A 25,701-nucleotide genomic window follows, 5' to 3' on the forward strand; every position below is an offset into this window, starting at 1 on the left:
GGGATCCTGGGCGGCCCAAATGGTCGGGGTACGGGGGGGCTGTATCCGCCCCGCCGCGAGGAAGCGTCCGCGCCTTCCACACCGGCCGCCGCGGGCAATCCGATCCCCGGTCTGCTCTACCACCCGGTGCCGGAGCCCGACCCCGTGCGGGTCGAGGAGGTCGGCCGACGGATCAAGGCTTGGGCGGTGGACGAGGTCCAGTTGTTCCCGCCGGACTGGGAGGACCAGTTCGACGGCTTCTCCCTCGGCCGGTACATGGTGGCCTGTCATCCGGACGCGCCCACCGTCGACCACGTGATGATCGCGACGCGGCTGATGGCCGCCGAGAACGCCCTCGACGACTGCTACTGCGAGGACCACGGGGGTTCGCCCGTCGGCCTCGGCGGACGCCTCCTTCTGGCGCACACCGCCCTCGACCCCCTCCACACGACGACCGAGTACCAGCCGGCGTGGGCGGAGTCGCTCCATTCGGACGCCCCGCGGCGCGGATACCGCTCGGCCATGGAGTACTTCGTGCGGGAGGCGAGCCCCTCCCAGGCCGACCGGTACCGGCACGACATGGCCCGGCTGCACCTGGGATACCTCGCGGAGGCCGCCTGGGCGCAGACGGAATACGTGCCGGAGGTGTGGGAGTACCTGGCGATGCGGCAGTTCAACAACTTCCGCCCCTGTCCGACCATCACGGACACGGTCGGCGGCTATGAACTGCCGGCGGACCTGCACGCGCAGCCGGCCGTGCAACGGGTCATCGCGCTCGCCGGCAACGCCACCACCATCGTCAACGACTTGTACTCGTACACCAAGGAGCTCGCCGCTCCGGGACTCCACCTGAACCTGCCCGTCGTGATCGCGGAACGCGAGGGCGTCTCGGCCCGCGACGCCTACCTGAAGGCGGTCGAGGTCCACAACGACCTCATGCGCTCCTTCGAGGGCGCCGCCGCCGACCTGGCCGCCCAACTGCCCGACCCCGGCCTGTTGCGCTTCCTGCGGGGCGTGGCCGCCTGGGTCGACGGCAACCACCACTGGCACCAGACCAACACCTACCGCTACAGCCTGCCCGACTTCTGGTAAGGACGGATTCATCTGTGACCAGCATTGATCTCGGCACCGCCCCCGCTTCCGCGTTCGTTCCCGGTCCGGCGACGCCCTATCAGGGGGACATCGCCCGCTACTGGGACCACGAGGCCAGGCCGGTGAACCTGCGCCTCGGCGATGTGGACGGGCTCTACCACCACCACTACGGCATCGGGGACGTCGACCACGCGGCCCTCGGCGACACCGACGACGGCGAGTACGAGAAGAGGCTGATCGCCGAACTCCACCGCCTGGAGTCCGCACAGACCAACGTGCTCCTCGACCACCTCGGTCCCATCGGGAACACGGACACGCTCGTGGACGCCGGTTGTGGTCGCGGCGGCTCGATGGTCATGGCCCACCAGCGGTTCGGATGCGACGTCGAAGGCGTCACCCTGTCGGCGAAGCAGGCGGAGTTCGCGAACCGGCGGGCCCGCGAGCTGGGCATCGAGCAGTCCGTCCAGGCCCGCGTCTGCAACATGCTCGACATGCCCTTCGAGACGGGCCGTGCCGCGGCCTCGTGGAACAACGAGTCGAGCATGTACGTCGACCTCCAGGACCTCTTCGCCGAGCACTCCCGCGTTCTCTCCGTCGGTGGCCGGTACGTGACGATCACCGGGTGCTGGAACCCCCGCTACGGCCAGCCCTCGAAGTGGGTCTCCCAGATCAACGCGCACTTCGAGTGCAACATCCACTCCCGTCGGGAGTACATGCGCGCCATGGCCGACAACCGCCTCGTACCGCAGGCCGTCGTCGACCTGACGGCCGCGACCCTGCCGTACTGGGAGGCGCGGGCCACCTCCTCCCTGGTCACCGGCATCGAGGAGGCGTTCATCAACTCCTACAAGGACGGCTCGTTCCAGTACCTCCTGATCGCGGCCGACCGCGTCTGAGGCCGACGCGGTGACGCCGCTTTGATCGACGCCGCCTGAGGGGTCGGGTTCCTCCCCGCCCGGGGGAGGAACCCGACCCCTCAGGCGGAGGTGCGGGGTCGCTCGTCCCACGAGACTGGCGGCCGTGACCTGCGCGGCCGTGCGGATTCGGGTTCCGCGAACGGGTGGATGTCCGAGAAGTGGGCACGGGCTGGGTGTGGACGACACGGAGAGCAGGACCGAGGGGACGCTGCGGCTGCTGCGGGGTTTGACGGTGGACGCGACCAGGCCGGAGCAGCCCGTGCTGCTCGACGGCGCCGGCAACCCGATAGAGACGTGGCGTGAGAACTACCCGTACGACCACAGGATCGGCCGGGCGGAGTACGAGCGGCGCAAGCGGGTGCTGCAGATCGAGATGCTGAAGTTGCAGCGTTGGGTCCGCGAGAGCGGCCGGCGGCTGGTGGTGGTCTGCGAGGGCAGGGACGCGGCGGGCAAGGGCGGAACGATCAAGCGGTTCACCGAGCGGCTCAACCCCCGGGGGGCCCGGGTGGTCGCTCTCGGCACGCCCACCGAGACCGAGTCGGGCCAGTGGTACTTCCAACGCTATGTCGCGCACCTTCCCGCGGCCGGGGAGATCGTCTTCTTCGACCGGTCCTGGTACAACCGGGCCGGCGTCGAGAGGGTCATGGGGTTCTGCGAGGAGGAGCAGTACCGGCTGTTCCTGCGCCAGTGCCCCGACTTCGAGCGGATGCTGGTGGAGGACGGGCTGCTGCTGGTCAAGTTCTGGTTCTCGGTCTCCCGGGCCGAGCAGCGCACACGTTTCGCGATCCGCCAGGTCGATCCGGTGCGTCAGTGGAAGCTCTCCCCCGTCGACCTCCAGTCGCTGGACCGGTGGCACGACTACACGACCGCGAAGGTCGACATGTTCCGGGCCACCGACACCACCCACGCGCCGTGGACCGTGGTGAAGAGCAACGACAAGCGGCGCGGCAGGCTTGAGGCCATGCGGAGCCTGCTCTCGCGGTTCGACTACGACAGCCGCGACCCGGACGCGGTCGGGGAGCCCGATCCGCTCATCGTGGGGGCGGCGGGGACCCTGCTGGAGCCGGGTGAGGAGGACACCGACCTGTCGCCGACGCCGCTGTCCCGTCCGGGTGGCCGCAGGGGCGATCACCCGGACGGCTGAGCCGGGGCCGCCCCTGGTGGGCGGCAGACCCGTCGACGGTCGGAGCCGGTGGCCTCGCATGTCGTGAACGGCGAGGAGCGTCGTGTGTGCCTACTGTCGGCAGGAAGGAGAGAGGCGGAGGTGTACGTCTCCGCGCGCACCGCCGCCGAAGCGAAGGGCCGCCTGGGATGAGCGAACACGATGACGACCGCACCGCCCCCGACTCGGGCCACGATCGCCCGAACGGTGTGAGCGACGAGACGGTGGAGGCGCTGGGAGCCCTGTCCAAGGCGTTGGAGACGACGGAACGGGCCCGAGGCCACCTCTACGGCTTCCACCAGCTCACCGGAACGGCCGACTTCGAACTCGACGACGCCGTCCGTCTTCTGCACCTCGCGGGCCATCACCGCGAGGCGGAGGCGGTCCGGCGGGAGATTCTCGGGCGCAACGTCATCCCCGGCCACTGGACCTTCCAGATCATCGAGGCGTACAACGCGACGTACCACCGCCCCTTCGTCGAGCTCGAACAGCAGATCGTGCGCGATCTGGCGCAGGGCAGGAACCACCTCTTCGAGGCCGAGCTGAAGGCGCGGCGCCGCACGACGGGCCATCCGGCCCACACTCAGGGGCCCAAGGCAGCGGGGACCGACTGAGCGGCGTCGTTCCCGTGATCGGAGCCGGCCACGGGACGCCGCGGTTGTCGTGCATGTCGAGGATGCCGGGGCGGGTGGGATGACCGAGGCTGGGAAGTCGACGGGATGTACCCACCGCAAACGGACATGGAGGGCAGTCGTGGCTGCGCACGGAACCAACCCACCGCACCAGGTCGCTCCCGACATCCCACCGGCCGGTACCCATCCGGCCGATGCCCATCACTCGCGTGTCGCGCTGCGCGTCAACGGTTCTGATCACGTCCTCGACGTGGACCACCGCGTCACCCTCCTCGACGCCCTGCGGGAGCGACTCGACCTCACCGGGTCCAAGAAGGGCTGCGACCACGGCCAGTGCGGTGCCTGCACCGTCCTCGTGGACGGTCGGCGCGTCAACAGCTGTCTGCTGCTCGCGGTGGCCCAGGACGGGGCGGAGGTCACCACCGTCGAGGGACTCGCCGACGACGACGGCTCGCTGCACCCGCTCCAGGAGGCCTTCCTGGAGCACGACGCCTTCCAGTGCGGCTACTGCACCCCCGGCCAGCTCTGCTCCGCGCTCGGGGTGCTGCGGGAGGCCGCCGCCGGTCATCCCTCGCACGTGACCGAGCCGGCAGCGGCGGCGTCGACCGGCCCTGTCGTGCTCACCGCCGAAGAGGTCAGGGAACGACTCAGCGGCAACCTCTGCCGCTGCGGGGCCTACAACGGGATCGTCGACGCCGTGGCGGACGTCTGCGCCCGGCCCGCCCCGCCGAAGAGCGCCACCGCGAGCACCGCCCCGCGCCCGGACGTGATCGTGTGAAGCCCTTCGCCTACGTACGGGCCGGCAGCCTCCGGGAAGCCGCGGCCGCCTACGCGCAGCGCCCCGGCTCCCGCTACCTCGGCGGCGGCACCAACCTCGTCGACCTCATGAAGCACGGCGTCGAGACGCCGGGCACCCTCATCGACCTCACCCGGTTGCCTCTCCACGAGGTCGAGGAGCAGCCCGCGGGAGGAGTCCGCGTCGGCGCCCTCGTCCCCAACAGCGACCTGGCCGCGCATCCCCTCGTTCGATCCCGCTACCCCGCGCTCTCCCAGGCCCTGCTTGCCGGCGCGTCCGGACAGTTGCGCAATGTCGCCACCACCGGCGGGAACCTGCTCCAGCGCACCCGGTGCCCGTACTTCCAGGACGTGTCCAAACCGTGCAACAAGCGCGAGCCCGGCACCGGCTGCGGTGCCCGCGAGGGCGTGCACCGCGATCACGCCGTGCTGGGCCATTCGGAGCAGTGCATCGCCACGCACCCCTCCGACATGGCGGTGGCCCTCGCCGCGCTGGACGCCGAGATCGAGCTGTACGGGGGCGAGGAGGGCACGCGGAGGGTGGCGGCGACGGAGTTCCACCGGCTGCCCGGAGAGGAGCCCGAGCGGGACACCGTCATCCGCCCGGGGGAGATCATCACCGCCGTGGTGCTGCCTCCCGTGCCCGCCGGAGCGGTCTCCCTCTACCGCAAGGCCCGTGACCGGGCCTCGTACGCCTTCGCGCTGGCCTCGGTCGCCGCCGTGTTCGAACTCGACGCCGGCCGCGTCCGGCACGTCGCGCTCGCCTTCGGCGGTCTGGCCCACCGTCCCTGGCGTGCCACGATCGCCGAGGAGCGACTGCTCGGCGCCGAGCCCTCCGACGCCGTCGTGCGGGAGGCCGTCGGGGCCGAGTTGGACCGCGCCCGGCCCCTGCGCGACAACGCGTTCAAGGTGGCTCTGGCCCACCGTCTCGCCTGCGACGTACTCGGCACCCTGATCCGTTCAGCCGGTGGACAGCCTCCCCTCCCCCGAACGCCTTGACCCGCCCGCACCGATCAGGAAAGGGAGCCGCCATGCGCCCCACCACCGCCCTCGGCAGCCCCGCCCCCCGGCGGGAGGGACGCGAGAAGGTCACGGGAGCCGCCCGCTACGCGGCCGAGCACACACCGCCCCGCTGCGCCTACGCCTGGCCCGTGCCCGCCACGATCGTGCGCGGCCGCGTCACGGCCGTCGACGACACGGCCGCCATGTCCCTGCCGGGCGTGATCGGTGTGCTGTCCCCGTACAACGCGCCCCGTCTGGGCCCGTCGGACGACCCGACCCTGCAACTGCTCCAGGACGTCCGGATCCCCCACCGCGGCTGGTACGTGGCCGTCGCCGTCGCCGAGACACCGGAGGGCGCGCGGGCGGCGGCGTCCGCGCTCCGGATCACCTACGAGAGCGATCCGTACGACGTCACCCTCACCGCCGACCACCCGGACGCCTACACCCCCGAGGAGGCCAACGGCGGCCACCCCGCCCACCGGGAGCAGGGCGATCCGGACGCGGCGCTGTCGGCGGCGCCCGTACAGGTCGATTGCGCCTACGCGGTGGCGCCGCTGCACAACCACCCCATGGAGCCGCACGCGGCGACCGCCGACTGGGACGCCGGGCGCGGGCACCTGACCGTCCACGACTCCTGTCAGGGCGGCGGCGCCGTGCGAACGGCCCTGGCCGGCTTGTTCGCATTGCCCGAGGAGGACGTCACCGTCGTCTCCGAGCACGTGGGCGGCGGGTTCGGCTCCAAGGGCACCCCGCGCCCGCACGTGGTCCTGGCCGCGATGGCAGCGCGCCATTGCGACCGGCCCGTCAAGCTGTCCCTGCCGCGCGGGCACCTGCCCGCGACGGTCGGTCACCGCGCACCGACCCTGCACCGCATCCGGCTGGGCGCCCGCGCGGACGGAACGCTCACCGCGCTGACGCACGAGGTCACCACCCACACCTCACGCGTCCGCGAGTTCGTGGAACAGGCGGCCGTGCCGGCTCGTGTCATGTACGCGGTACCGGATGTCCGCACCACCCACCGCGCCGTCGCCCTGGACGTGCCCACCCCGTCCTGGATGCGGGCCCCCGGGGAGGCACCGGGCATGTACGCCCTGGAGTCGGCCATGGACGAACTGGCCGAAGCGCTCGGCATCGACCCGGTGGAACTGCGTCTGCGCAACGAGCCCCCGACCGAGCCCGACAGTGGTCGCCCCTTCAGCAGCCGTCACCTGGTGGAATGCCTGCGCGAGGGCGCCGAGCGGTTCGGCTGGGCCGGCCGCCGCGATCCGTACCGGGACGGGCCGTTCCTCGTCGGGACGGGCATGGCCGCGGCCACCTATCCCGTGCTCATCGCCCCCTCGACCGCCCGCGCGCACGCCCGCCCGGACGGCGGTTACCTCGTCGAGATCAACGCCACCGACATCGGAACGGGCGCCCGCACGGTACTGGCGCAGGTGGCCGCCGACGCCCTGCGGGTACCGCTCGACTCCGTGTCGATCGCCATCGGACACACCGGCCTGCCCGCCGCCTCGCTCGCCGGCGGCTCCTCGGGCACCGCCTCCTGGGGGTGGGCCGTGCACGACGCTTGCGCCGCCCTGACCGCGCGACTGGAACGCCATCGGGGCCCCCTGCCGGACGAGGGGTTGTCCGCGTCCGCGGACACCACGCAGTCGGCCAAGCAGAAGTCCCCGTACGCCCGGCACGCCTTCGGCGCGCACTTCGCCGGGGTGCGGGTGGACACGGTCACCGGGGAGGTCCGGGTGAGCCGCCTGCTGGGTTTCTTCGCCGCGGGGCACATCCTCAACCCGCGCACCGCGCGTTCCCAGTTCAAGGGCGGCATGGTCATGGGGATCGGCATGGCGCTGACCGAACACAGCACCATGGACCCGGCGTTCGGCGACTTCACCGAGAACGACCTGGCCGGTTACCACGTGCCGGCGCACGCCGACGTGCCGGTCCTCGAAGCGCACTGGATCGACGAACACGACAAGCACCTGAATCCGATGGGCAGCAAGGGGATCGGCGAGATCGGGATCGTGGGGACCGCGGCCGCCATCGGGAACGCCGTGAGCCAGGCCACGGGTCGGCGACTGCGCGAACTCCCCCTGACGCCGGACCGCGTCCTGTCGGCGCTCGACCGCCGGGACTGAGAAGGTCCACCGCCGCATGTGTGGGGGGCGCCCACCCTCCACGGGGTGGACGCCCCCCACACGTGCCTCGCGGGCCGGGCCGGTTCAGGCGGGTCGGCCGCCGAACGGGGCCCCGGTGCCGTAGTACGTGCCCAGTTCCTCGTTGTAGCCCGCGTCGCCGAGGTGCTTGTCCCTGTGGAACTCGGGAGCGTTCTTGATCTGCTCCTTGGTCCGGTCGACGTGGATCTTCCGTTCCTCCACGTCGATCCGGCTGATCGTCCCGGCCGGCAGGAGGACCTCCTTGCCGAAGATCCAGGGACCCGTGTCGACCACGAGGTACGAGGAACCGACCTCGTCGGAGTGCTTGTCCACCTTGCCGATGGAACCGTCCGCGGCCTCGACCTTGTACCCCGTCAGATCGGCACCAGCCGTTCGGCCGGACGTCTCGCGGTAACCCCACACGTTGTCGGACATGAGAACAACTCCTTCACACTCGTCGGTGGCGACGGCCGCTTCCTCCCGGAACCCGCGAAGCGTCGGGATCTCGGAGCCCGCGAACCGCGGGAACCGGAGCGGCGCGGATCCGTCGAAAGGGCGCCTGCCCTCAAAGATCCGGTCCACACGGGTGGTGGTCGGTCGTCGTCATCGACAGTCGGTCGGGCCGACCGCGGCTTCGGCGAGTCCGTGATCAGGTCCGGAGCCGGAGCCGGGAACGCGCCACATCGGCCAGAGGGGCGGCCCTCCGCCCGGCAGCCGGATCTCGCCGGTGACGCGGAAGCCGAACTTCTCGTAGAAGGGGACGTTCGAGGCCTTGCTGGACTCCAGGTAGGCAGGTTCGCCGAGCCGGTCGCAGTGGGCCAACTGCTCGCGTACGAGGGCCGAACCGACTCCCGTGCCCTGTAACGTCGGGTCGGTTCCCAGGGTGGGCAGGTACCAGTGGGGCCCTTCGGGGTGGCTCTCGTGCAGGGTGTTCTCCACCTCGGCCGCTCGCCGCAACCCTCGTACGCCGAAGGTGCGCGCGTAGCCGGGAAGGGCCGCGAGTTCCCGCACCGAGGAGGGCTGCCAGCGGCCCGGGCCCGACCAGAGCGCGGCCGCCAGCAGTTCTCCCCCGCGCGTCGCGGCCACTCGGACGGCGCCGGCGCGCGGGCGCTGCTGCCGCGAGATCAGCTTGAAGAAGCGGGCGGTCCTGCGCGCCCGATGGGACGGTTCGGGGAACATCCAGACCATGACCGGGTCGTCGGCGAAGGACCGGGCCAGGAGCGCGGCGACCGCGCCCGATTCGGCGGGGCGCGCGCACCGGATCCCGTACCCGGCGGCCGGCAGCGCTGTACGTACGTTCATGGGGCCACGGTAGGCAGCGCGACCGGGCCGCCCCGCCGCGCTTCGACGGACACGCCGGACATGCCTGCCGGACGGCCCCACAGCCGGTCCACCGGCCGGCCGACGGTCGGGGCGGCGATCCGCACGTAAGGAATTCGTCATCACCGCGGACGCGCCGTACGGGCCCTTGATCGCATTGAATGCGGTGAGACGGACGAACAGTGATCACGACGAGGGAGCGGCAGTGGGAGACAGGAAGCGGCGCGGACGGCTGATCGCCGGGGCACTGATCGTGGCCGGGGCGGTGCTGGGCGTCGGGCTGTACTGGCTCCAGCCGTGGAAGCTCTGGCAGAACGAGACCGTCAGCGAGGCGCTCCCGACGGCGGCCCCCACTAACTCCTCCGCCACCGCCGCCGCCACCGGCAGCGGAGGGGGAGGCGGTACCGGTCCGCGAACCCTCGCCCAGGGCTCCCTGATCAGCCACGAGCACACCACCACGGGCACGGCGAAGCTCATCGGCCTCCCCGACGGTTCCCGCACCCTCCGCCTGGAGAACCTCGACACCAGCAACGGTCCCGACCTTCGGGTCTGGCTGACCGACGCCCCGGTCAAGGAGGGGGTGGGCGGCTGGCGCGTGTTCGACGACGGCAAGTACGTCAGCCTGGGCAAGCTCAAGGGCAACAAGGGTGACCAGAACTACGCGATCCCCGAGGGGCTGAACCTCTCCGACTACAGCAGCGTCACCATCTGGTGCGACCGCTTCGACGTCTCCTTCGGGGCGGCCGAACTGGCCGGGACCTGACCGCCGTCACCCTCGGGCACCGTGCTCCGCACCAGGCGCGCCCTCCGCGGTGAAATCCGGTCTTCCGGGTAACGGAAGGGGAGACCAGCCGCAACGCACGGAGGAGAAGAGAACCATGGCGTCTTCATTGCTCGAAGCTGTCGACATCAAGGCACCGGTCGCGGTGAGTTGGGCGCTCTGGAAGGACGTCGAGCGCTGGCCTTCGTTCCTCAGTCACGTCAAGCACGTCGAGCGCATCGACTCGCGCACGTTCGCCTGGCAGGTGTCGCTGCCGGGCGCGGACAAGAGTTTCGTGGCGGAACTCACCGAGGTGATACCGCAGGAGCGCATCGCCTGGCGTACGACCGAGGGGGTCCACCACGCGGGTGTGGTCACCTTCCACCGGCTCAGCGACACGGAGAGTCGGGTGACCCTTCAGATCGAGTACGACCCGAAGGGTTTCGTGGAGCGGCTGGGTGCGCTCACCAACCTCGACTCGACCCTGGCCAACTACGACTTGGGCGAGTTCCAGCGGATGGCCGAGCAGGGGGCCTGAGCCTGACCGGGCGTGGGCGGCACCGAGCGAGGCGCCCACCCACCGGCGGACACCAGATCGTGCGGCGGATGTGCCCGTCCGGAGTAGAGGAGTACCGATACTTCTGGTCGGGCGTCGGGCCATTGGGGTGATCCGCCATTGCCTGTAGGGCACTTGGAGCGTTCTCGGGTCGGACGCGGCACCGTTCGTGACGCGTCGTTCCGATATCCATGGGAGTCATCATGCGCATGCGTTCCGCTCTGACCGCGACCGTTCTCGCCGCCGGCATTCTGCTGGGCGGCGCCGGGGCCGCACTGGCGAACGGCGGGGACATCGAGGGAGAGTACTTCTCCGGAGGCGCGTCGCGGTTCCAGTCCGACTGCTCTTCTGCCGCGGCGATCCCGGCGCGTGTGGGACCGGTCTACACCCAGGCGTGTGCGGTCGAGGCCGAGCGCGAGCACGCCGAGTTCGGCCACTTCACCGGCTTCGGTCACTGACCCGCGAGGACTCCGGGGGCCCCGCCGTCGGCGGGGCCCCCGACGTGACGGTCTCGCGCGGCACCCGAATCCCACGCCGAACGCGTCCGCGGCCCGGCGATCACAGGTCGAACGGGACACCAGGTTCGGCAGACACCCGCCACACACACCCTGGGTGACGATTCGGTCACTGTCGCGTACGGGCGGTACTCCCGGCGTGCCGGGGTGAGCACTCCCCCGCACCCTGGAGACATGGCTACAGACGGACTGCGCGTGATCGTGGACCCGCCCGACGAACACGGCGGACGTCGGGTCCTCATCGACGGGAAAGTCCTCGGCACCGCTCTCGGCCCCGCCGATGTGCTCGAACTGCTGCGCCGCGCCGGACTCGACCCCGACGAGGTCGCCCCCTACGGAGCGGGCCTCATCGAATGGCAAGGGGGCGGACCCGCGCAATGGGGCGCACGCTAGGCCGTCTCGACCGGCCGTGTCCACCCCCGCCACACGCGGCGGTGTTCAGCGTGCGCGGACGCCATTCGATCACGCCCCTCGGTCATCCGTGGGTAGCCCTCCGTCCCGTCCGGCGCTCCGCGATGCTCGCCGCAGCATCTCCCCCGTGACGCCCGCCGCCCCGTAAGCGGCGACGAGATGCACCATCGAGGTCGTGTGCGGGTGTTCCCTATCGAACTCCCCCAGCGCACGCCGCCCGGCGTCCGTCACCCGCTGCCACCGGGTGGGGCGCCGCTGAAAACCTATGACCACGCCTGTGAACGGAACGAGCAGGGCCAGGAGACTCCCGGGCCGCGTGAGGGTGTCCGGATCCGCGCCCAGCAAGGTCGCGGGCACGATCAGCACGGACAACAACGCCAACAGGCACCCCACCACCTGGCCGCCCGCCCACACCGTGAGCACCCGAATGGTGCGCGGCGACACCGACAGCCCGCGCTCGGAAAGCGAGTTGCCGAGCTCTCGCACGGCCGGCCCGCGCGCGAGCGCACGATGCAGGGCGGGCCCGCGGCTCGTACGGGCCAACACTTCCAGCACGTTCCGCTCCATCGCGTTGTGGGCGACCGCCCCAGGGCGCACGGTGACGTGGTCGCCGCGCTGACCGGCGACGATCAACCGGCCGTCCACGCGCATCCCCGTCAGCGCCGTGTTCACGGCCCGTCCGGGGCCGCCGCGCAGGTAGGCCGCCTCCAGGACGTCCCGGACGCGAGCGTCCGCGCCCGCCTCCGGACCAGGACCAGGACCAGAGAGCCTGCCCGACCGGACGATCAGCAGGACGGACGAGACGATGACGGCCACGTGGATCGCCAGGAGGTACACGGGGGTGCTCATCGGCCGATGCCGTTCTGTCGATTCCCCGGCACGTTCCGTGATCGGCACGGAACGTGCATACGGCCTGTTGCCCGGTTCATGACCATCCCCCGTCGCGAGCGGACCACGATTCAGCCCGGCGCCCCGAGGGGCGTGCAGGGGTAATGGCCGCTCACGCCGTGCTCGAATCCTTCAACTTGCATGTTCAGAGCATGATTTGAGGTTACGTCAGCATCGTGATGACCGAAGAGGTGACCCGAGGGCCGCCGGTCATCCGCCCCGCGTACCACGCGGACTCTTCGGGGCCGCAAGCCATTTCCGGCGACGCCACCCCTCTACCCGCCGATTCCGGCCAACCTCTCCCTCGGCGACGCCCGGGAGCCCGACGGCACCCGAACACGATCAGCTGCCACGCCGGGGGGACCGTCACCACGAGGTCGGCCAGATCCCGCTGCTCCCGCCGCCGGCCTGCGCTCTACTCACTCCCTCCGGTTCCCCGCGACCACGCGACCGCCCCGCCGCACACAGCGCGGGCGGGTCGGCATTCCCTGCGCGGACGCGGGCGAACCGGCCTCCAAGGAAACCTGGTCGAAGGGGAATCGAGATGTCCGAGCAGCAGGTCGAGACAGAGAAAGCCGCCGCGCCACCGGCCCCTCCGGAGTTCACGTACACCTGGGGCCGGCACAACGAGACCATGGAGGCGCTGTCGCTCGGGCAGATGGCCCGCCGCGTTCCCTCCGCCCTCCGGCAGACCGCACGGCTCGCCCTCGCCGTGAACCGCGCCGCCTTCCACGTGTTGATCGCCGCCCAGATCCTCGGCGGGATCTGTACGGCGGCCGCCCTTGCGGCGGTGTCCCGCGCGATGGTGCCCCTCCTGGCCGGGGACGGCGTCCGGGAACGGATCGCGGACGCGCTCTGGCCGCTGGTCATCGCCGCGGCGATGACCGCGCTCGGCGCGCTGGCCTCCCTCGCCTCCGGCAGCGCGGCGCGGCGCCTCAATCCCGGTATGGCGACCCTCGCCGACCTCGCCATGGTCGACGCCCACATGGACGTCGAGCTCGCCGCGTACGACGCTCCCGACTTCACCGAGCGGTCGGAGGCCGCCGAGACCGGCTCCGCCCGCTCCGCCATGCTCCTGCAGGACGCCCTCGGGTTCACCGGCGGCCTGATCGACATGATCGCCGTGGCGTCCGTTCTCGCCGTGGTCCACCCCGTCCTGCTGCCGCTGCTCCTGCTGTCGGTGGTGCCCCGCGGGCTCGGATCGGTGTACGCCGCACGGCTCGACTACCGCCTCCACAACCAGACGATCGCCTCGCGCAACATCAAGCACATGATGCGCTGGCACCTGACCACGCCGAAGCTCGCCGACGAGCTGCGCGGCAACAGCATGCGGCCGTACGCCCACCACTGGTACGCGGCCGTCTGTGAGCGGATCGACTCCAGGATGGTCGCCTCCGCGCCCCGCTACCTCCTGGTTCACCTGATCGCCGCCACCGCCTCCGGTCTCTTCGTCGTGGCGACCTACGGTGCGCTGGCCGGGCTCGTCGTCGGCGGGTACATGGCCCTCGCGGCGGCCGGCACGGCGATCGTCGCGATGCGGACGTCCACCGCGGCCCTCTCACAGCTCGTCGTCTACGGGGCCGCCATGTTCCAGCACGCGCTCTACCTCGGTGATTACACCGCCTTCGTCGAGGAGGCCGCCGAGAAGTCCGGCCCGCGCGGGCCGCAGGTGATGGAGGCCGCTCCGGAGAAGATCCGGCTGGAGGAGGCCGGCTACACCTACCCCGGCAAGGACAGCCCGGCGCTCGGGCCGATCTCCCTCACCCTCTCGCGGGGCGAGGTCGTCGCGGTGATCGGGGAGAACGGCGCGGGCAAGTCCACCCTGATCCGTCTGCTGACCTCACTGACGGCACCGACCTGCGGCACCGTGGCCTGGGACGGCGTCCCGACCTCCGATGCCGACCAGCGCAGCGCCTGGCGACACGTCGGCCTCGTCACCCAGTCGTACGGGTACTGGCCGTTCTCCGCTCGGGAGAACATCACGCTCGGCCGGCCCGATCCGCGCGGCGAACAGGCCGTCTGGGAGGCCCTGGACGCCGTGGGCATGCGGACGGCCGTCGAGGAGTTCCCGAACGGCCTGGACACTCTTCTGGCCCGCTCGTTCTGGGGCGGGCACGAGCCCTCCGGCGGTCAGTGGCAACGCCTGGCGTGTGGGCGCGCGTTCCACAGGAAGCCGGGCTTGCTGGTCATGGACGAGCCGACGAGCGCGATGGATCCGCGGGGGGAGCACATGGTGTTCTCGGGCCTGCGGGAAATGAAGCAGGACCGGATCACGGTGATCGTCACGCACCGGTTGGAGAACTGCCGTCTGGCCGACCGCATCGTCGTCCTGGACGGCGGCCGGATCGTGGAACAGGGTTCCTTCGACGAGCTCGCGAACCTGGACGGGGGCCGGTTCCACGAGTTGTACGCACTCTCCCTGGACCGCTGACATCGTGAGGTGACGCTCCGGCGTCCGCGGAGCGGGAGCCTGACGCCGCCCGTGTTCCGAGCCGCCACGACGGCGGACGGAGCACGGGCGGTGCCCCCTCACCACATGCCCAACCGATCAGGGGCGACCGGTGTCCGCGACCGCGCCGGCCCGGCTGGGCTCCGGGGCCGACTGCCGCAGTTCGGCGAGGAGTTCGCTCTGCCCCACCAGCAGCTCGGTCAGGATGCGGCGAGCCGCGCGAAGGAGGTCGGCGACGTCACCGCCGGCCAGGGCGTAGCTGACGGTCGAGCCGTCGCGGATGGAGACGACGATGCCCGAGCGGCGCAGGACGCCCAGTTGTTGGGAGAGGTTGGAGGCCTCTATGTCGATCTCGGCCAGGAGCTCGCGTACGGGCATCGGTCCGCTCTGCAGGAGTTCGAGAACGCGGATACGGACGGGGTGCCCGAGCATCCGGAAGAACTCGGCCTTCGCCTGGTACAGAGGGACCTGAATTCCCACGAATGCTCCTGCTGTCGAGGGGACATGGGGCGGCCGGCGGAACGGCCCCGCCGGTCTCCAGCCTTCCGCCCGGCGGGCCCACGCGCGCCACGTATGAACGGTTTCGGATGTGCCGAGTTGAAGATTTCTTCAACTCGTGGGCATGCGTGGGCCCTTGAACACCGCAGTTTAGAGCTCCAGCGCTTCCTCGATGCGCTTGAGCTGGTGGCGGGCCATGGCCAGGTTGGAGTTGCGCTTGTCGAGGACCACGTACAGGAACAGACCGTTGGTCCCGCGGCCCTTCAGCAGCCGGATCAGGTGGTACTGGCTGCCGAGGGTGATGAGCAGGTCCTCGATGTCGTCCTGTAAACCCAGCATCTCCATGGTGCGGTTCTTCGCACGGATGACGTCCGTGTTCCCGGCGGCGGCGACCAGCAGGTCAAGGTCCTTGCCACCGCCCAGGGTTCCCAGGGCCATACCGCTGGTGTAGTCGACCAGCGCGACACCCAGCGCGCCCTCGATCGAGGTCATCGTCTCCTTCAAGGAGACTTCCACATTCGCCATCGTCGCCCACTCCCTCACTGCTCTTCGCCGATGCGTCGACGCCCGGCACCCGCGTGGTCGCCCACCGCGGGACCGGGCTGTTTGCGCTCACCACGCTAGTGATCGTTCGCGGCGACGGGAGCGGAACGGAGCGTTTGGCGCGATTTCCCCCTTCGCCCCGGTCCGGGGTTCAGCGCAGACCGATGGTGAACGAGGCGCGGTAGCCGGCCCCGTCGGCGATCGGGCCGAGCGTCAGGAGCTTCCCCTTGGCCGCGAAACGGTCGTCACGGGTGTTGGGGTGGGCCGGGGCCTTCCGGCGGGAGTACGGGTCACGGCGGTACACCTGTCGCAACAGGTCCTCGGGCAGGAAGAGTTGGGTGGCGGCTTCCGTGCGCGCGTCGGGGTGCACCTTGACGTGGACGTGCGGGGCGATGTGCGCGTACCAGCCGGGCACGATCGTCCGGAAGGACACCTTGCCGGAGCCGTCCGTGCGTTGGGTGCCGCGCAGGAACGTGGCACCGTCTGCCGAGTACTTCCCGAGGGCGTCCGCCTGCCAGACGTCCACGGCGATGCCGGCCAGGGGCCTGCACCCCCGCACGGTCCGCACCACGGTCAGGTCCAGGTGCAACGGCACGCCGCCGCGGTCCTCCACGATGTCCGAGCGGACCTGCGCATCGGCCACGTAGTAGGGGCCTTCGCCGGACTCCGGCGACAGGACGCAGGCGGGAACGGCCGTGGGCGCGGTCGCCGTGCCCGCCGAGGAGGTGACCGGTACGGCCGCGACCCGATCGGGCGACCCGGACTTCGGCGTGCTGCCCGCACAGCCCGACGCGAGGGCCGCGACGCCGGCCGAACCGGCGGCCAGCAGGACCGCGCGACGGCTCGTCGGGGAAGGATCGGAATCGGCCATGGGACACCCCCGGGAAGGCTCGTGGACGGCTCCACCCTGCCCCACCCCCGGACTCGACGCCGCCCGCCTCACTCGAAGAGCCACCCGTACGCTCCGCCGGCCCGTGCGGCACTCCACCGTGCGGGTGACACCCCTACGGCCGACCCCGGTGCCGGGGACCGGCGGGTGCGGTGCTCGCGCCGGGGTGTGTGCCCTCGGAATCGATCACGCGGTGTACCTGCCCCGGGTGTGGCCGTTCACCGCGCTCAGATGGGTGGTCCGGGGTGCGGTGATCGCGACGACGGCCATGTCGTCATGGGCGCGGTCGCGCAGCCACTGGGAGGCGAGCATCTGGACGCGTTCGACGACGGCTTCGGCGGACATGCCGGCGCATTCCGACAGGGCTCGCTTCAACCGCTCGTCACCGAACAGTTCGTCGCCCAGCGGCCCTCCGCGGGCTTCGGTGAATCCGTCGGTGTAGAGGAGGCAGGTCTCCCCCGGATTCAGAATCACCTCTACGGTGTGTGCCTCGATGGTGTCGAGGGCTCCGATCAGCGTGCCGTGGGTGGGAACCTCCTCGACGGCGCCGTCCGTACGGACCACCAGGGGACTGGGGTGGCCGGCGGAGGTGAGTCGCAGGCGCACCTGGCTCTCGGTCCGCTGGACCGAGGCCATCACCATGGTCGCGAAGCGGGTGTGGTGGGAGGTGAGGAGAGCGGCGTTGAGGAGTTGGAGCATCCGCTCGTGGTCCGCGGCCATCGGTGTCAGCGCCTGTAGCGTGTTGCGGATCTTGCCCGTCAGGATGGCCGCGTCGAGGCCTTTGCCGCACACGTCGCCGAGGACCACCAGTGAGGCTTCGGCCTCGGTGCTGCCGGGGTGGATGTCGTAGAAGTCGCCTCCCACGCGTTCACTGGCGCCGGCGGGCCGGTAGCCGCCGGCGAACTCCACCCCGTGGAGGTGCCGCAGCCGGGGAGGCAGCAGGTCGCGCATGAGGGTCTGGGTTATGGCGCTCTGCTCGCTGTAGAGCCGGGAGGCGGACAGGGCCGCGCCGGCTCGGGCGGCGAACAGTCGGGCGAACACCTCTTCGTTCTCGCTGAACTCGGCGCGGTCCGTGCCGCGGAGCAGGACCATGGCTCCGGCGGGCACGCCGTGGCCGGGCAGGGGGGTGACGACGACCGACCGGATCGGGCCGGTGAACCCGGGCGGGAGGATCCAGCCGGGCAGGGTCGCGGGGTCGATCCAGCGCGAGGGTACCGGCGGGAAGCCTTGCAGGGCCTCGCTGAGCCCCGGGACCTGCGTGGGATCCGCCGCGACCAGGGTGCGGGTGACGTCCTGGCCGGAGATGGCGTGGGCCACGGGCAGTCTGCGGCCGGACCTCGGAGTGACCACGATCGCCACGTCCGCGAGGTACTGGGCGGCCAACTGCGCCGTGGCGTCCATGCACCTGTCGGAGTTGAGCGAGGCCAGCAGGATGTTGGACGCCTCCGCGAGGAACCGGGTGCGTTCCCGCTCCGTGGCGAGCGCCTCTTCGGCCAGTCGCCGGTCCGTGTCGTCGACGAGCCACCACACCACGAGTTCGTCGTGGCCCCGGGTCGCGTGGGCTTCGTAGGTCTGCGCCGAGATCCGCCCCGATACGGAAGGGAGGACCCTTTCGTCCAGGGAGGCGTCCGGGGAGGCTCCGGTCGGCAGTCGGGTGTGGGCGATCACCTCCTCGTGGCCCCTGGCCAGCCAGGCGGGGACCACGTCCGGCATGCGCGCCCCGGGCAGCGCGCCCTCCAACAGGAGGGTCGCCGCCGGGTTCGCCTCCACGACGGTACCGGCCTCGTCGGCCACGATGACGGGATAGGGGGCCAGGGCCCAGAGGTCGGTTGGGGGGCGCCGTTGGGTCCTCGTGACGGAGATTCCCTCGGTAGAGGCCATGAAGGGGGGCCCGCCTGCGGCGAACCTCACCACCTTCCCGCTCGACGAAAGATGCTTGCCTTGAGGCAAGCATCCCGCAGCCGCGCGTCCCGCAGCAACCCACGCCCGGACGTCCCCCGTTCGAGGGATCGCCTCCGCCCATCCGCTCGCGGATCCGTTCGAATGCCTGACGGGGGCGGCGCGGGCGCACTCGTCAAACGGGTCCCGGGTGTAGGAACATGCCGGGGTGACAGGAGACGAAACGGTGGTCACCATGACCACGCACGAAGGCGTTCCCGTCGTCCGCCTCCACGGCGATCTCGACGAGGAGAACGTGCACGACCTCGACAGGCTCCTCGCCGCGGCGGCGGCCGAGGGATCGACGCGCACGGTGGTGGATCTGTCCCGCGCGCATTTCGTCGACTCCTCCGTTCTGCACGCCTTGCTCGACGCCCACGCGGCCCACGAGAGGGCGGGAGCGGTGCTCGTCCTGGCCGGCCCTCTGCACGTGCCGGTCCGCCGCCTGTTCGAAGTCACCGGAACGGCACCGGCTTTCCGTATGGCCGACAGCCTGGAGGCGGCGATCACGTGGTGAACACCACGTGATCGCCGATTGTCCGAACACGCGTATCGAGACATGAGACGCGAGCCGATGGGCAGATGATGACGGTATGAACCCGCCCACGACAGCCGAAGGACCCCACGGCTCCACGCCCCGCGGGGAAGACGGTCACGTGGCCACCACCGGCCTCGCACCCCCCATTTCCGCGTCCGGCACCGCGCCCCCGGTCCCCGCCACCGCCGCGGCGGCCCGCGCCGTCGTCCGGGACCTGCTGGGGTACGCGGGAATCAGCCTGGACAGTGTCACGGCCGCGGACGCGATCCTGGTGGCCTCCGAACTCGTCACCAACGCGATCCGCCACGGCGGCGGCCTCACCGCCTTCCGCACCGAGCTCATCGATCACGGACTGCGGCTCGCAGTCGGCGACATGAGCCCCCACCCGCCCGCCACCCGGCTCCGGACCGGCGAACCGGGTCAGGCCGGCGGGTACGGATGGCCACTCGTCCAACGCCTGTCCGAGCAGGTCGACGTCCACACCCACACACACGGCAAGACGATCACCGCGGTGCTGCGCCTCGTCTGAGGCCATCCGCCGAGATCCCCTCACGGCGACGATCGCCCTCGTCGTGCTGTCAGCCCCGCGTGCCACACTGCGGCCATGTCGCTCGCTGATCTCACCCACCTCGCGTGGCGGTCCTTCGACCTGCCCACCGCTCGCCGCGTGGCCCGACAAGCCGCCACCCTGGTGGACGGCCGGGTGACCCTCGTCGAGACCACGGTGCACCTCGGCGCCCCGCACCATCGGGTCCGGATCGATCGGAACGGGCAGGAGTTCGCCCTCATACCCGGCGGATCGGTGTCCCTGGGCTTCGACCTCGACAACTGGCGGCCGACACCGGCTCAGGCCGCCGACTACGCCGAGAGCCTGGAACAGGGCTACGGTCACGGCGCCGATCTGCGGAGCCACCTCGCGCGGGTGCTCAGCCCTCTCCGGACGGTGCGGGTGGCCACGTTGCTCATGGCCGTGGAGGACGAGGAACTCACGGAGCCGCCGGCCGACATGGCGGCCGTGCTCGCGGGGCGCGGCCTGCGGGTCCCGAGCCCCGACGAGTGGGAACACGCCTGTGGCGCGGGGGCCGACACGCTCTTCCGATGGGGGAACGAGGCGCCTCTCGACCGCATCCCCTACGGGGACGACACCGGCCCGCAGAGCCAACCGAACGCCTTCGGGCTGCGCATCGCGTATGACACCTACCGCACGGAGCTGACCAGCGACGTCACCTCGGTCCACGGCGGCGACGGGGGCGAGTCGGTGTGCGGTGGCTACGGACGCATGTTGACCTGGCTTCCCCTGGCCACGGCGAACCGGAACCCCTTCATGGCCGAGTTCGTACACGGGCCGGAGGGAGAGGACCTCTGCGAGGAGTTCTCGGTCCGGCCGGTCCTCGCGCTCTGACGCCTCCCGCGCGCCCGGGTGCTGCCCGCGCTCGGGCCGCGCCTCACTCGAAGTTCGTGCGCTCAGACGTTCCACCTCGCCGGGGACGAGGTCGTTGCGCTCTCCGTCCTTGAAGGGCTTGGTCTCGCCCTGCCGGAGCGACCCGAGGGCCGACACCGTTCACGCGAGCGCGCTCCGCGGTCGCGGTCCTGACCGGGACGAGTGCCCGTGAGGACCGCGACCGGGCCGCCGGCGGTCGGTGGACGCTTACGGGGCGGTGGCTGCCGCGGGGGCCTCGTCCAGTTCCCAGGCGTGGCGCTTGAACTCGCGCGCGAAGTCGGCGTGGTCCTCCCACTGGCGGGCGATGCCGCGCAGCACGTCCCAGTGGTGCTCGACCGCCTGGTCGATGACCCGGCGGACCGCCGGGTCCGCCGCGTCCCGCTGCCCGATGAGCGTCTTGGCCACGGACGCCTCCAGCGCCGCGTTGCGCAGCGCGCGCAGGGCGCGGGAGGTGTCGTCCATGGCGAAGCCGTTCTCGCTGCCCGTCTCCTCGGCGAAGAGCGGGGTGAGCCGCGCCTCGATGAATGCGGTGATCCGCTCGAAGTAACGTACGTCCATCGGGGGCTCCATCTCGGTCGTCCTGGGGTGTCGTGTCGCTGGTGCGGGGCGAGCGGGAGGGCTCGCCCCGGCGATCACTATCCCGCAGCCCGGACCGTCCTTCCGACCTGGGGGTCTGCCAGGCGCCCGGCGGACGGCGGAGGTCACGGGCAGGGGCGTGTCTTCCCGGGCCTCCCCCAGGTCGCGGGGTTGTTCAGTCCCGGCGGCTGGTCGGGCAGCAGGCCGCACGCCATCCAGGTGGTCACGCTCTTGTCGAGGTGCGATTCGAGTACGTAGACGGCCTTGTTCGGCGGGTACTTGTGGCGGCTGTCGAGGGAGAGGAGACCGGAGGCGCCCGAGAAGTTCTGCACCCCCGGGTTGGAGAGGCGGGCGTACACGTCCGTTGGTTGGAACGGCGCGTTGCTGTTCTCGGCCGTCTTGTACTGGGCGTAGACCGAGTTGATGACCTCCGAGGCGACGCGGAGGGCGTCGTAGGCACCGGCCGCGTTTCCCTCCGGTACCGATCCGTCCTTGAAGACGTTCCGGAAGCGGGAGGTGAACTCCGAGTAGGGGCTGTCGGCGCTTTCCTTGCCGTTGGAGTTGTTGAACATCACGTAGTAGGGCCTCAGGACCGAGTGCTTCCTGAGCATGTCCTCCGGGTCCTGGAGGTACTTGGCGGCCGTGCTCTCGGAGAGGACGGCGACCTGCTTGCCGTCCGCCTTCCGGCAGTCGGCGGTGCCCTGGATGGCGTCGAAGAGTCCCGGCATCTCGCCCGAGCGGCCCGCGTAGACGATGAATCCGCCCGTGGCCCGGACCTCCGCGCAGATGTCGCGCGCCACTTCCGAGACGATCTGCCCGTTGCGGTGCTCGTAGTAGGGGACGGTCACCACCTTGCCGCCGGTGTAGTACCCGGTGAATCTCGTCTGGAGGTCGGAGCTGAAGAACTCGTCCTCCGGGTCGTAGACCACCACGGCCGTCCGGTTGCCGTCCTTGGCCGTCGTCAGCTCGCCGATCTGCTCGGAGTAGGACGCGAACTCGGCCATCACCTCGGCGATGCGGTCGTCCGAGGGCGACACCTGGAAGTAGTAGGCGGAGGCCCGCTCGTCCACCATCTTGCTGCCGGTGACCGAGTTGCCGATGACGGGGATGCTGGCGGCGGAGAGCTCCGCGACCGCCGCGAACGAGGCGGGCCTGCTCTGCGTGATGCCGACCACGGCCGCGATCTTGTCCCGGTCCTTCCTCTGGACGATCTCCTGCGCGATGTCCGGGCCCTGGGTGTTCTGTGATCCGTAGGCGAAGTACTTTCCGGAGTTCGCGATGAGCAGGCGGATCTGGACCACGTCGCCCTCGCGGCTGTTCACCTGGTTCTGGGCGGTGAGTGCGCCGCGGAGGCTCTGGATGCTCACCGGGGTGGAGTCACCGGGCTCCGCCGTGAGCGGCGCGAAGAACACCACCGTCCGGTACGGGCGTCCGCTGCGCATCGCGTCCTCGTTCTGCCGGGCGGCGACGGCTTCCAGGGACAGGAGTTCGTCGTCGCGTCCGGCGATGCCCAGGTGGCACTCGCTTCCGTCGGTGACGCCGACGATCTCGCCCGAACTCACCTGGTGGCAGGAGGGTTTGACCCCGCTCCGGTGCGTGAGGACGATCAGTCCCGCGGCCACGAGGGCGAGCACCAGGACGGGGGCGGCCACGGCGCGCACGTAGTCGCCCCGACCGTTCGCCCGTACCTCCACTTTCGGGTTGGTCTCCAGCCAGCGGTCGGCCGGTCCGTCGTCGTCCCTCGCGGACAGCGGGACCAGGTGGACCGCGGACGCGGAGCGCCGGGTGTACAGGGCGTGGACGCGGTCGGCGAGACCGGTGACGCTGCGGGGGTCGGCGGGTACCGATTGCGCGTACGAGGGCGCTCCGCCGGCCAGGGCGCCCAGCACCATGAGCGGCGCGGGCGGTTCGGTGCGGACGATGTCCGCGTAGGTGTCGAGGAGTTCGCGTACGGGAGTGCCTTCCTCCCCGACCTCCGGGAGGAGCAGGACGAAGGGCCAGCGTCGGCGGCCGCGGTAGATCCAGAGCCGGGAGGGCTTGGCGGCCCGGGACAGGTCGTTGAGCAGGGCCATGAGGAGCATGCGCTGGATCAGTGCGTGGTTGTGCCGTGAGGTGCCGGCCCGGGTGATGGTCAACGCCATGCGCAGGAAGTTGGCGCCCTTGGGTCTGCGGGAGCCGACCCAGCGCAGGGAGCGGCGTCTGCTGAGCCACAGGCCGTAGAGGCGTCGGGGCAGTCCGACGACGAGGAGTTGGAACAGGGAGAGCCAGATGTTCACCAGGAAGCTGCCGCCGGTGGCGCCGGCGACCCTGGCCAGTGTCCCCAGGAGCGGTCTGCGGGCCAGGAGTTCGGTGTAGAGCTCGTCGCGCAGTCGGCGCCGCTTGCCGGCTGCCGACCCGGCGCCGACGGAGACCTCCAGGACGGCGCGGCAGGTGTGGAAGCGCGGGAGCCGCAGTTCCCCCGCGTCGTGGGGCATGGAGTTCTCCAACTGGTCCACGAAGGCGTCCAGCAGGGCGACGTGTGGGTCGATCTCGGCGCCGGGGATCTCGTTGGGCGGTGTCTCGGGAGCGGTGGCGTCGGCGTCCTCGAGGAGTGCGTGGGGGACGAGGTCGACGGTGCGGTCGAGGTCCCGTTCGTACAGTCGGTCCCGGTATCCCATGATGACCGTGCGCGCCGTCGATTCCTGTACGGAGCCGGGGGCGCCGGGGTCCCGTTTCAACAGCACCACGGGTAAGCGGCGGCTTTCTCCCCGGTCGGCCGCGAACGTGTCGAACTGCTCGATCAGGTACTCGATCCCCTGCGGAAGCGGCCGTTGCACACTGCTCCTCTGCGCGTCGAGGCGACGGGCGGCATCGCCCGCCATCCTGCGGACACCGCCGCGAGACAGAGCTCGGCCGGGAGAGAACACGCCCTGACGATCACGATCGACCGCCTGCCCCCCGACGGCAGTGAGTTCCGCCACGTTAGCGGCGCGAAGCGCTCCCCCGCCGGGAAATGCGCGGGTTGCCCGGCGGCCTGTAGGACTGGTGCGGAGTGCCTTCCGGCACGGTGGTGGCCGAAATGTACGGAACCGGGTCCGGGTCCGTGGATATGGTGCGTGATGTGGGCCAGGCACGCCGCTGACCACCGCCGCCGACTCCCCTGCGGGCCGGGGGTGTTCCTCGTACCCGAGTCGATCTGGAGCAAGCGTGACGCCTCCCCACCTCTCTGCCCCGCAGCCGGATCCGGCGCCCGCCGGTGACTTCGCCGGCGTCTTCGGCCCGGTCCCCGCGCTGGACGGGGAGCTGTGCTTCGACGCCGGCTCCCTCGAAGCGGCGTCCACCGACTTCGGTGGCCTCGTCCGTCAGCCGCCCGCCGCGGTCCTCAGGCCCGGTTCGGCCGAGGACGTCGCCGCGATGGTCCGTCACTGTCGCGCGCGCGGAATGAAGGTGGCCGGGCGGGGCCAGGGGCACTCCACCAACGGGCAGGCCCAGGTGGCTTCCGGGCTGGTCGTCGACCTCGGCACCCTGGACTCCGTCGAGATCCGCGACGACGACACCGCCGTGGTCCAGAGCGGAGTCCGCTGGAGCACTCTGGTCCGGGCTTCCCTGGCCCGTGGTCTCACCCCGCCGGCCTTCACCGACTACCTGGAACTCTCCATAGGCGGCACGCTCTCGGCCGGTGGGCTGGGCGGACAGATCGGTCACCACGGCACGCAGGTCGACAACGTGATCGAACTCCAGGTCGTCACCGGTGAGGGCGAGTTGACGACTTGTTCGCCGACCGTGCGTCCCGACCTGTTCCGCGCCGTCCTCGGCGGCCTCGGTCAGTGCGCGATCATCACCCGGGCCACTCTCGCGCTGGTCCCCGCGCCCCGCTCCGTGCGGCTCTACACACTCGCCGCCCCCAGCCTCGCCGCACTCACCGCGCAGCAGGCCAGGCTGATCAGGGAAGGACGCTTCGACTACCTCGTCGGGCAGGCTCACACGCCCTCCCCGGAGGGCTGGAGCTACATGATCGAGGCGGCGGCCTACGACGGGACGGCCGCCGACGACGCCCGGCTCACCGGCGACCTGGACCACACGGCGGTCGAGGTCCAGGACCTGCCGTACTTCGATTTCCTGAATCGGATCGCCCCGATGGTGGAGGTGTTCGAGTCCATGGGCGAGTGGCGGCGTCCCCACCCCTGGTTCGACAGCCTGCTTCCCGCGTCGGCCGTGAACTCCGTTGTCTCGGAGACGCTCGCGACCCTCAAGGGCGGCTCGATCGGCGCGAGCGCGGTGGTCCTGCTGTACCCCGTCCTCACCGCCAAGTGCGCGACGCCGCTCCCGGTCATGCCGGACGAGGAACTGGCCTACCTCTTCTCCCTCCTCAAGACCGCTTCCCCCGGAGCGGATTCCGCCGAGGAGATGGTCGCCGCGAATCGCAGGCAGTACGACGCCACTCTCGCCGTGGGTGGCCGTTGGTACCCGATCGGGTCGGTGCCGCTCACCACGGATGACTGGGTACGTCACTTCGGCTCGTTCTGGGACGAGTTCAAGGCCGCGCGGCACCGTTACGACCCCGACGGGATCCTCACGCCCGGCCAACGCGTCTTCTGACGGAGCGCTGCGGTCGAAGGGTGCGGTCCGGTCGAAGGGTACGGTCCGGGCCCGGTCGAAAGGTTGCCGGCCGGG

25 protein-coding genes are annotated in these 25,701 nt (G+C 70.9%); 16 read left to right on the top strand and 9 right to left on the bottom strand.

The annotated features are described in order from the left end of the window. The 7 genes from ADK55_RS29625 to ADK55_RS29655 form a co-directional block, all read left to right on the top strand. The coding region (locus tag ADK55_RS29625) for a family 2 encapsulin nanocompartment cargo protein terpene cyclase (RefSeq protein ID WP_053683023.1) at window positions 1–1,071 on the top strand (1,071 nt) is incomplete at its 5' end. A 14-nt stretch (window positions 1,072–1,085) separates the two neighbouring features. Next, window positions 1,086–1,967, top strand: a complete 882-nt coding sequence (locus ADK55_RS29630; RefSeq protein ID WP_053682982.1) for a geranyl diphosphate 2-C-methyltransferase — start codon at window positions 1,086–1,088, stop codon at window positions 1,965–1,967. A gap of 196 nt (window positions 1,968–2,163) precedes the next feature. Then, window positions 2,164–3,132, top strand: a complete 969-nt coding sequence (gene ppk2, locus ADK55_RS29635) for a polyphosphate kinase 2 (protein WP_078999551.1) — start codon at window positions 2,164–2,166, stop codon at window positions 3,130–3,132. Window positions 3,133–3,299: 167 nt separating this feature from the next. Beyond that, entirely contained in the window at window positions 3,300–3,764 is a 465-nt protein-coding gene (locus tag ADK55_RS29640; protein WP_053682985.1) for a hypothetical protein, read from the top strand. A 184-nt stretch (window positions 3,765–3,948) separates the two neighbouring features. Further along, the gene (locus ADK55_RS29645; protein WP_234350308.1) at window positions 3,949–4,560 is read left to right on the top strand and encodes a 2Fe-2S iron-sulfur cluster-binding protein; all 612 of its coding nucleotides are present in this window, start codon (window positions 3,949–3,951) and stop codon (window positions 4,558–4,560) included. After that, window positions 4,557–5,576, top strand: coding sequence for an FAD binding domain-containing protein (locus tag ADK55_RS29650; RefSeq protein WP_053682986.1), 1,020 nt, complete (start codon window positions 4,557–4,559; stop codon window positions 5,574–5,576). The genes ADK55_RS29645 and ADK55_RS29650 overlap by 4 nt, the downstream gene beginning before the upstream one ends. Window positions 5,577–5,608: 32 nt before the next feature. After that, on the top strand, window positions 5,609–7,708 hold the full coding sequence (locus ADK55_RS29655) for a xanthine dehydrogenase family protein molybdopterin-binding subunit (protein ID WP_053682988.1): 2,100 nt from the start codon (window positions 5,609–5,611) through the stop codon (window positions 7,706–7,708). Window positions 7,709–7,792: 84 nt separating this feature from the next. Here ADK55_RS29655 and ADK55_RS29660 read toward each other — a convergent pair whose 3' ends face one another. Further along, the gene (locus ADK55_RS29660; protein WP_053683027.1) at window positions 7,793–8,161 is read right to left on the bottom strand and encodes a PRC-barrel domain-containing protein; all 369 of its coding nucleotides are present in this window, start codon (window positions 8,159–8,161) and stop codon (window positions 7,793–7,795) included. Window positions 8,162–8,329: 168 nt separating this feature from the next. Then, window positions 8,330–9,028: a GNAT family N-acetyltransferase gene (locus ADK55_RS29665; RefSeq protein ID WP_063839652.1), complete on the bottom strand. Its 699-nt coding sequence runs from the start codon at window positions 9,026–9,028 to the stop codon at window positions 8,330–8,332. A gap of 223 nt (window positions 9,029–9,251) precedes the next feature. On the opposite strand from ADK55_RS29665, the gene ADK55_RS29670 reads away from it, so the two are divergent. The 4 genes from ADK55_RS29670 to ADK55_RS29685 all read left to right on the top strand — a co-directional run bounded on the left by ADK55_RS29670 (window position 9,252) and on the right by ADK55_RS29685 (window position 11,270). Beyond that, window positions 9,252–9,809 carry a DM13 domain-containing protein gene (locus ADK55_RS29670; RefSeq protein ID WP_053682990.1) on the top strand — a complete coding sequence of 186 codons (558 nt, stop codon included), beginning with the start codon at window positions 9,252–9,254 and terminating at the stop codon, window positions 9,807–9,809. A 115-nt stretch (window positions 9,810–9,924) separates the two neighbouring features. Continuing rightward, window positions 9,925–10,344, top strand: a complete 420-nt coding sequence (locus ADK55_RS29675) for an SRPBCC family protein (RefSeq protein WP_053682992.1) — start codon at window positions 9,925–9,927, stop codon at window positions 10,342–10,344. Window positions 10,345–10,571: 227 nt separating this feature from the next. Then, entirely contained in the window at window positions 10,572–10,820 is a 249-nt protein-coding gene (locus ADK55_RS29680) for a hypothetical protein (protein ID WP_234350307.1), read from the top strand. Window positions 10,821–11,051: 231 nt separating this feature from the next. Further along, window positions 11,052–11,270, top strand: a complete 219-nt coding sequence (locus tag ADK55_RS29685) for a hypothetical protein (protein ID WP_053682996.1) — start codon at window positions 11,052–11,054, stop codon at window positions 11,268–11,270. Between the two features lie 69 nt (window positions 11,271–11,339). Here ADK55_RS29685 and ADK55_RS29690 read toward each other — a convergent pair whose 3' ends face one another. Beyond that, entirely contained in the window at window positions 11,340–12,137 is a 798-nt protein-coding gene (locus tag ADK55_RS29690) for a TIGR04222 domain-containing membrane protein (RefSeq protein ID WP_053682999.1), read from the bottom strand. Between the two features lie 583 nt (window positions 12,138–12,720). Here ADK55_RS29690 and ADK55_RS29695 point away from each other — a divergent pair. Continuing rightward, complete coding sequence (locus tag ADK55_RS29695; RefSeq protein WP_063839653.1) at window positions 12,721–14,607, top strand: ATP-binding cassette domain-containing protein; 1,887 nt, start codon at window positions 12,721–12,723, stop codon at window positions 14,605–14,607. Between the two features lie 117 nt (window positions 14,608–14,724). Here ADK55_RS29695 and ADK55_RS29700 read toward each other — a convergent pair whose 3' ends face one another. The 4 genes from ADK55_RS29700 to ADK55_RS29715 all read right to left on the bottom strand — a co-directional run bounded on the left by ADK55_RS29700 (window position 14,725) and on the right by ADK55_RS29715 (window position 18,436). Beyond that, window positions 14,725–15,099 (bottom strand): ArsR/SmtB family transcription factor, encoded by a 375-nt coding sequence (locus ADK55_RS29700; protein WP_053683031.1) that lies wholly within the window; start codon window positions 15,097–15,099, stop codon window positions 14,725–14,727. Between the two features lie 174 nt (window positions 15,100–15,273). Then, window positions 15,274–15,648 (bottom strand): hypothetical protein, encoded by a 375-nt coding sequence (locus ADK55_RS29705; protein WP_053683000.1) that lies wholly within the window; start codon window positions 15,646–15,648, stop codon window positions 15,274–15,276. Window positions 15,649–15,817: 169 nt separating this feature from the next. Continuing rightward, a complete protein-coding gene (locus tag ADK55_RS29710) occupies window positions 15,818–16,537 on the bottom strand; it encodes an intradiol ring-cleavage dioxygenase (RefSeq protein ID WP_053683002.1) in 720 nt (239 codons plus the stop codon). A gap of 204 nt (window positions 16,538–16,741) precedes the next feature. Beyond that, window positions 16,742–18,436 carry a PP2C family protein-serine/threonine phosphatase gene (locus tag ADK55_RS29715; protein WP_078999555.1) on the bottom strand — a complete coding sequence of 565 codons (1,695 nt, stop codon included), beginning with the start codon at window positions 18,434–18,436 and terminating at the stop codon, window positions 16,742–16,744. Between the two features lie 226 nt (window positions 18,437–18,662). Between ADK55_RS29715 and ADK55_RS29720 the strand changes: the two genes are divergently transcribed. The 3 genes from ADK55_RS29720 to ADK55_RS29730 all read left to right on the top strand — a co-directional run bounded on the left by ADK55_RS29720 (window position 18,663) and on the right by ADK55_RS29730 (window position 20,433). Further along, window positions 18,663–19,010: an STAS domain-containing protein gene (locus tag ADK55_RS29720; protein WP_199826661.1), complete on the top strand. Its 348-nt coding sequence runs from the start codon at window positions 18,663–18,665 to the stop codon at window positions 19,008–19,010. 139 nt (window positions 19,011–19,149) lie between these two features. Then, window positions 19,150–19,560 (top strand): ATP-binding protein, encoded by a 411-nt coding sequence (locus ADK55_RS29725; protein ID WP_053683004.1) that lies wholly within the window; start codon window positions 19,150–19,152, stop codon window positions 19,558–19,560. 75 nt (window positions 19,561–19,635) lie between these two features. Next, window positions 19,636–20,433, top strand: coding sequence for a hypothetical protein (locus ADK55_RS29730; RefSeq protein ID WP_053683005.1), 798 nt, complete (start codon window positions 19,636–19,638; stop codon window positions 20,431–20,433). Between the two features lie 246 nt (window positions 20,434–20,679). Here the strand turns inward: ADK55_RS29730 and ADK55_RS29735 are convergent, their stop codons facing one another. Together ADK55_RS29735 and ADK55_RS29740 are read right to left on the bottom strand one after the other, a co-directional pair. Next, window positions 20,680–21,030, bottom strand: coding sequence for a hypothetical protein (locus ADK55_RS29735; RefSeq protein ID WP_107089345.1), 351 nt, complete (start codon window positions 21,028–21,030; stop codon window positions 20,680–20,682). Window positions 21,031–21,173: 143 nt separating this feature from the next. After that, window positions 21,174–23,864 carry an ABC transporter substrate-binding protein gene (locus ADK55_RS29740; RefSeq protein ID WP_053683009.1) on the bottom strand — a complete coding sequence of 897 codons (2,691 nt, stop codon included), beginning with the start codon at window positions 23,862–23,864 and terminating at the stop codon, window positions 21,174–21,176. A 370-nt stretch (window positions 23,865–24,234) separates the two neighbouring features. On the opposite strand from ADK55_RS29740, the gene ADK55_RS29745 reads away from it, so the two are divergent. Then, window positions 24,235–25,626, top strand: a complete 1,392-nt coding sequence (locus ADK55_RS29745) for an FAD-binding protein (RefSeq protein ID WP_078999558.1) — start codon at window positions 24,235–24,237, stop codon at window positions 25,624–25,626. Window positions 25,627–25,701 lie beyond the last annotated feature (75 nt).

The organism is Streptomyces sp. WM4235 (assembly GCF_001279725.1).
Lineage (GTDB): Bacteria > Actinomycetota > Actinomycetes > Streptomycetales > Streptomycetaceae > Streptomyces.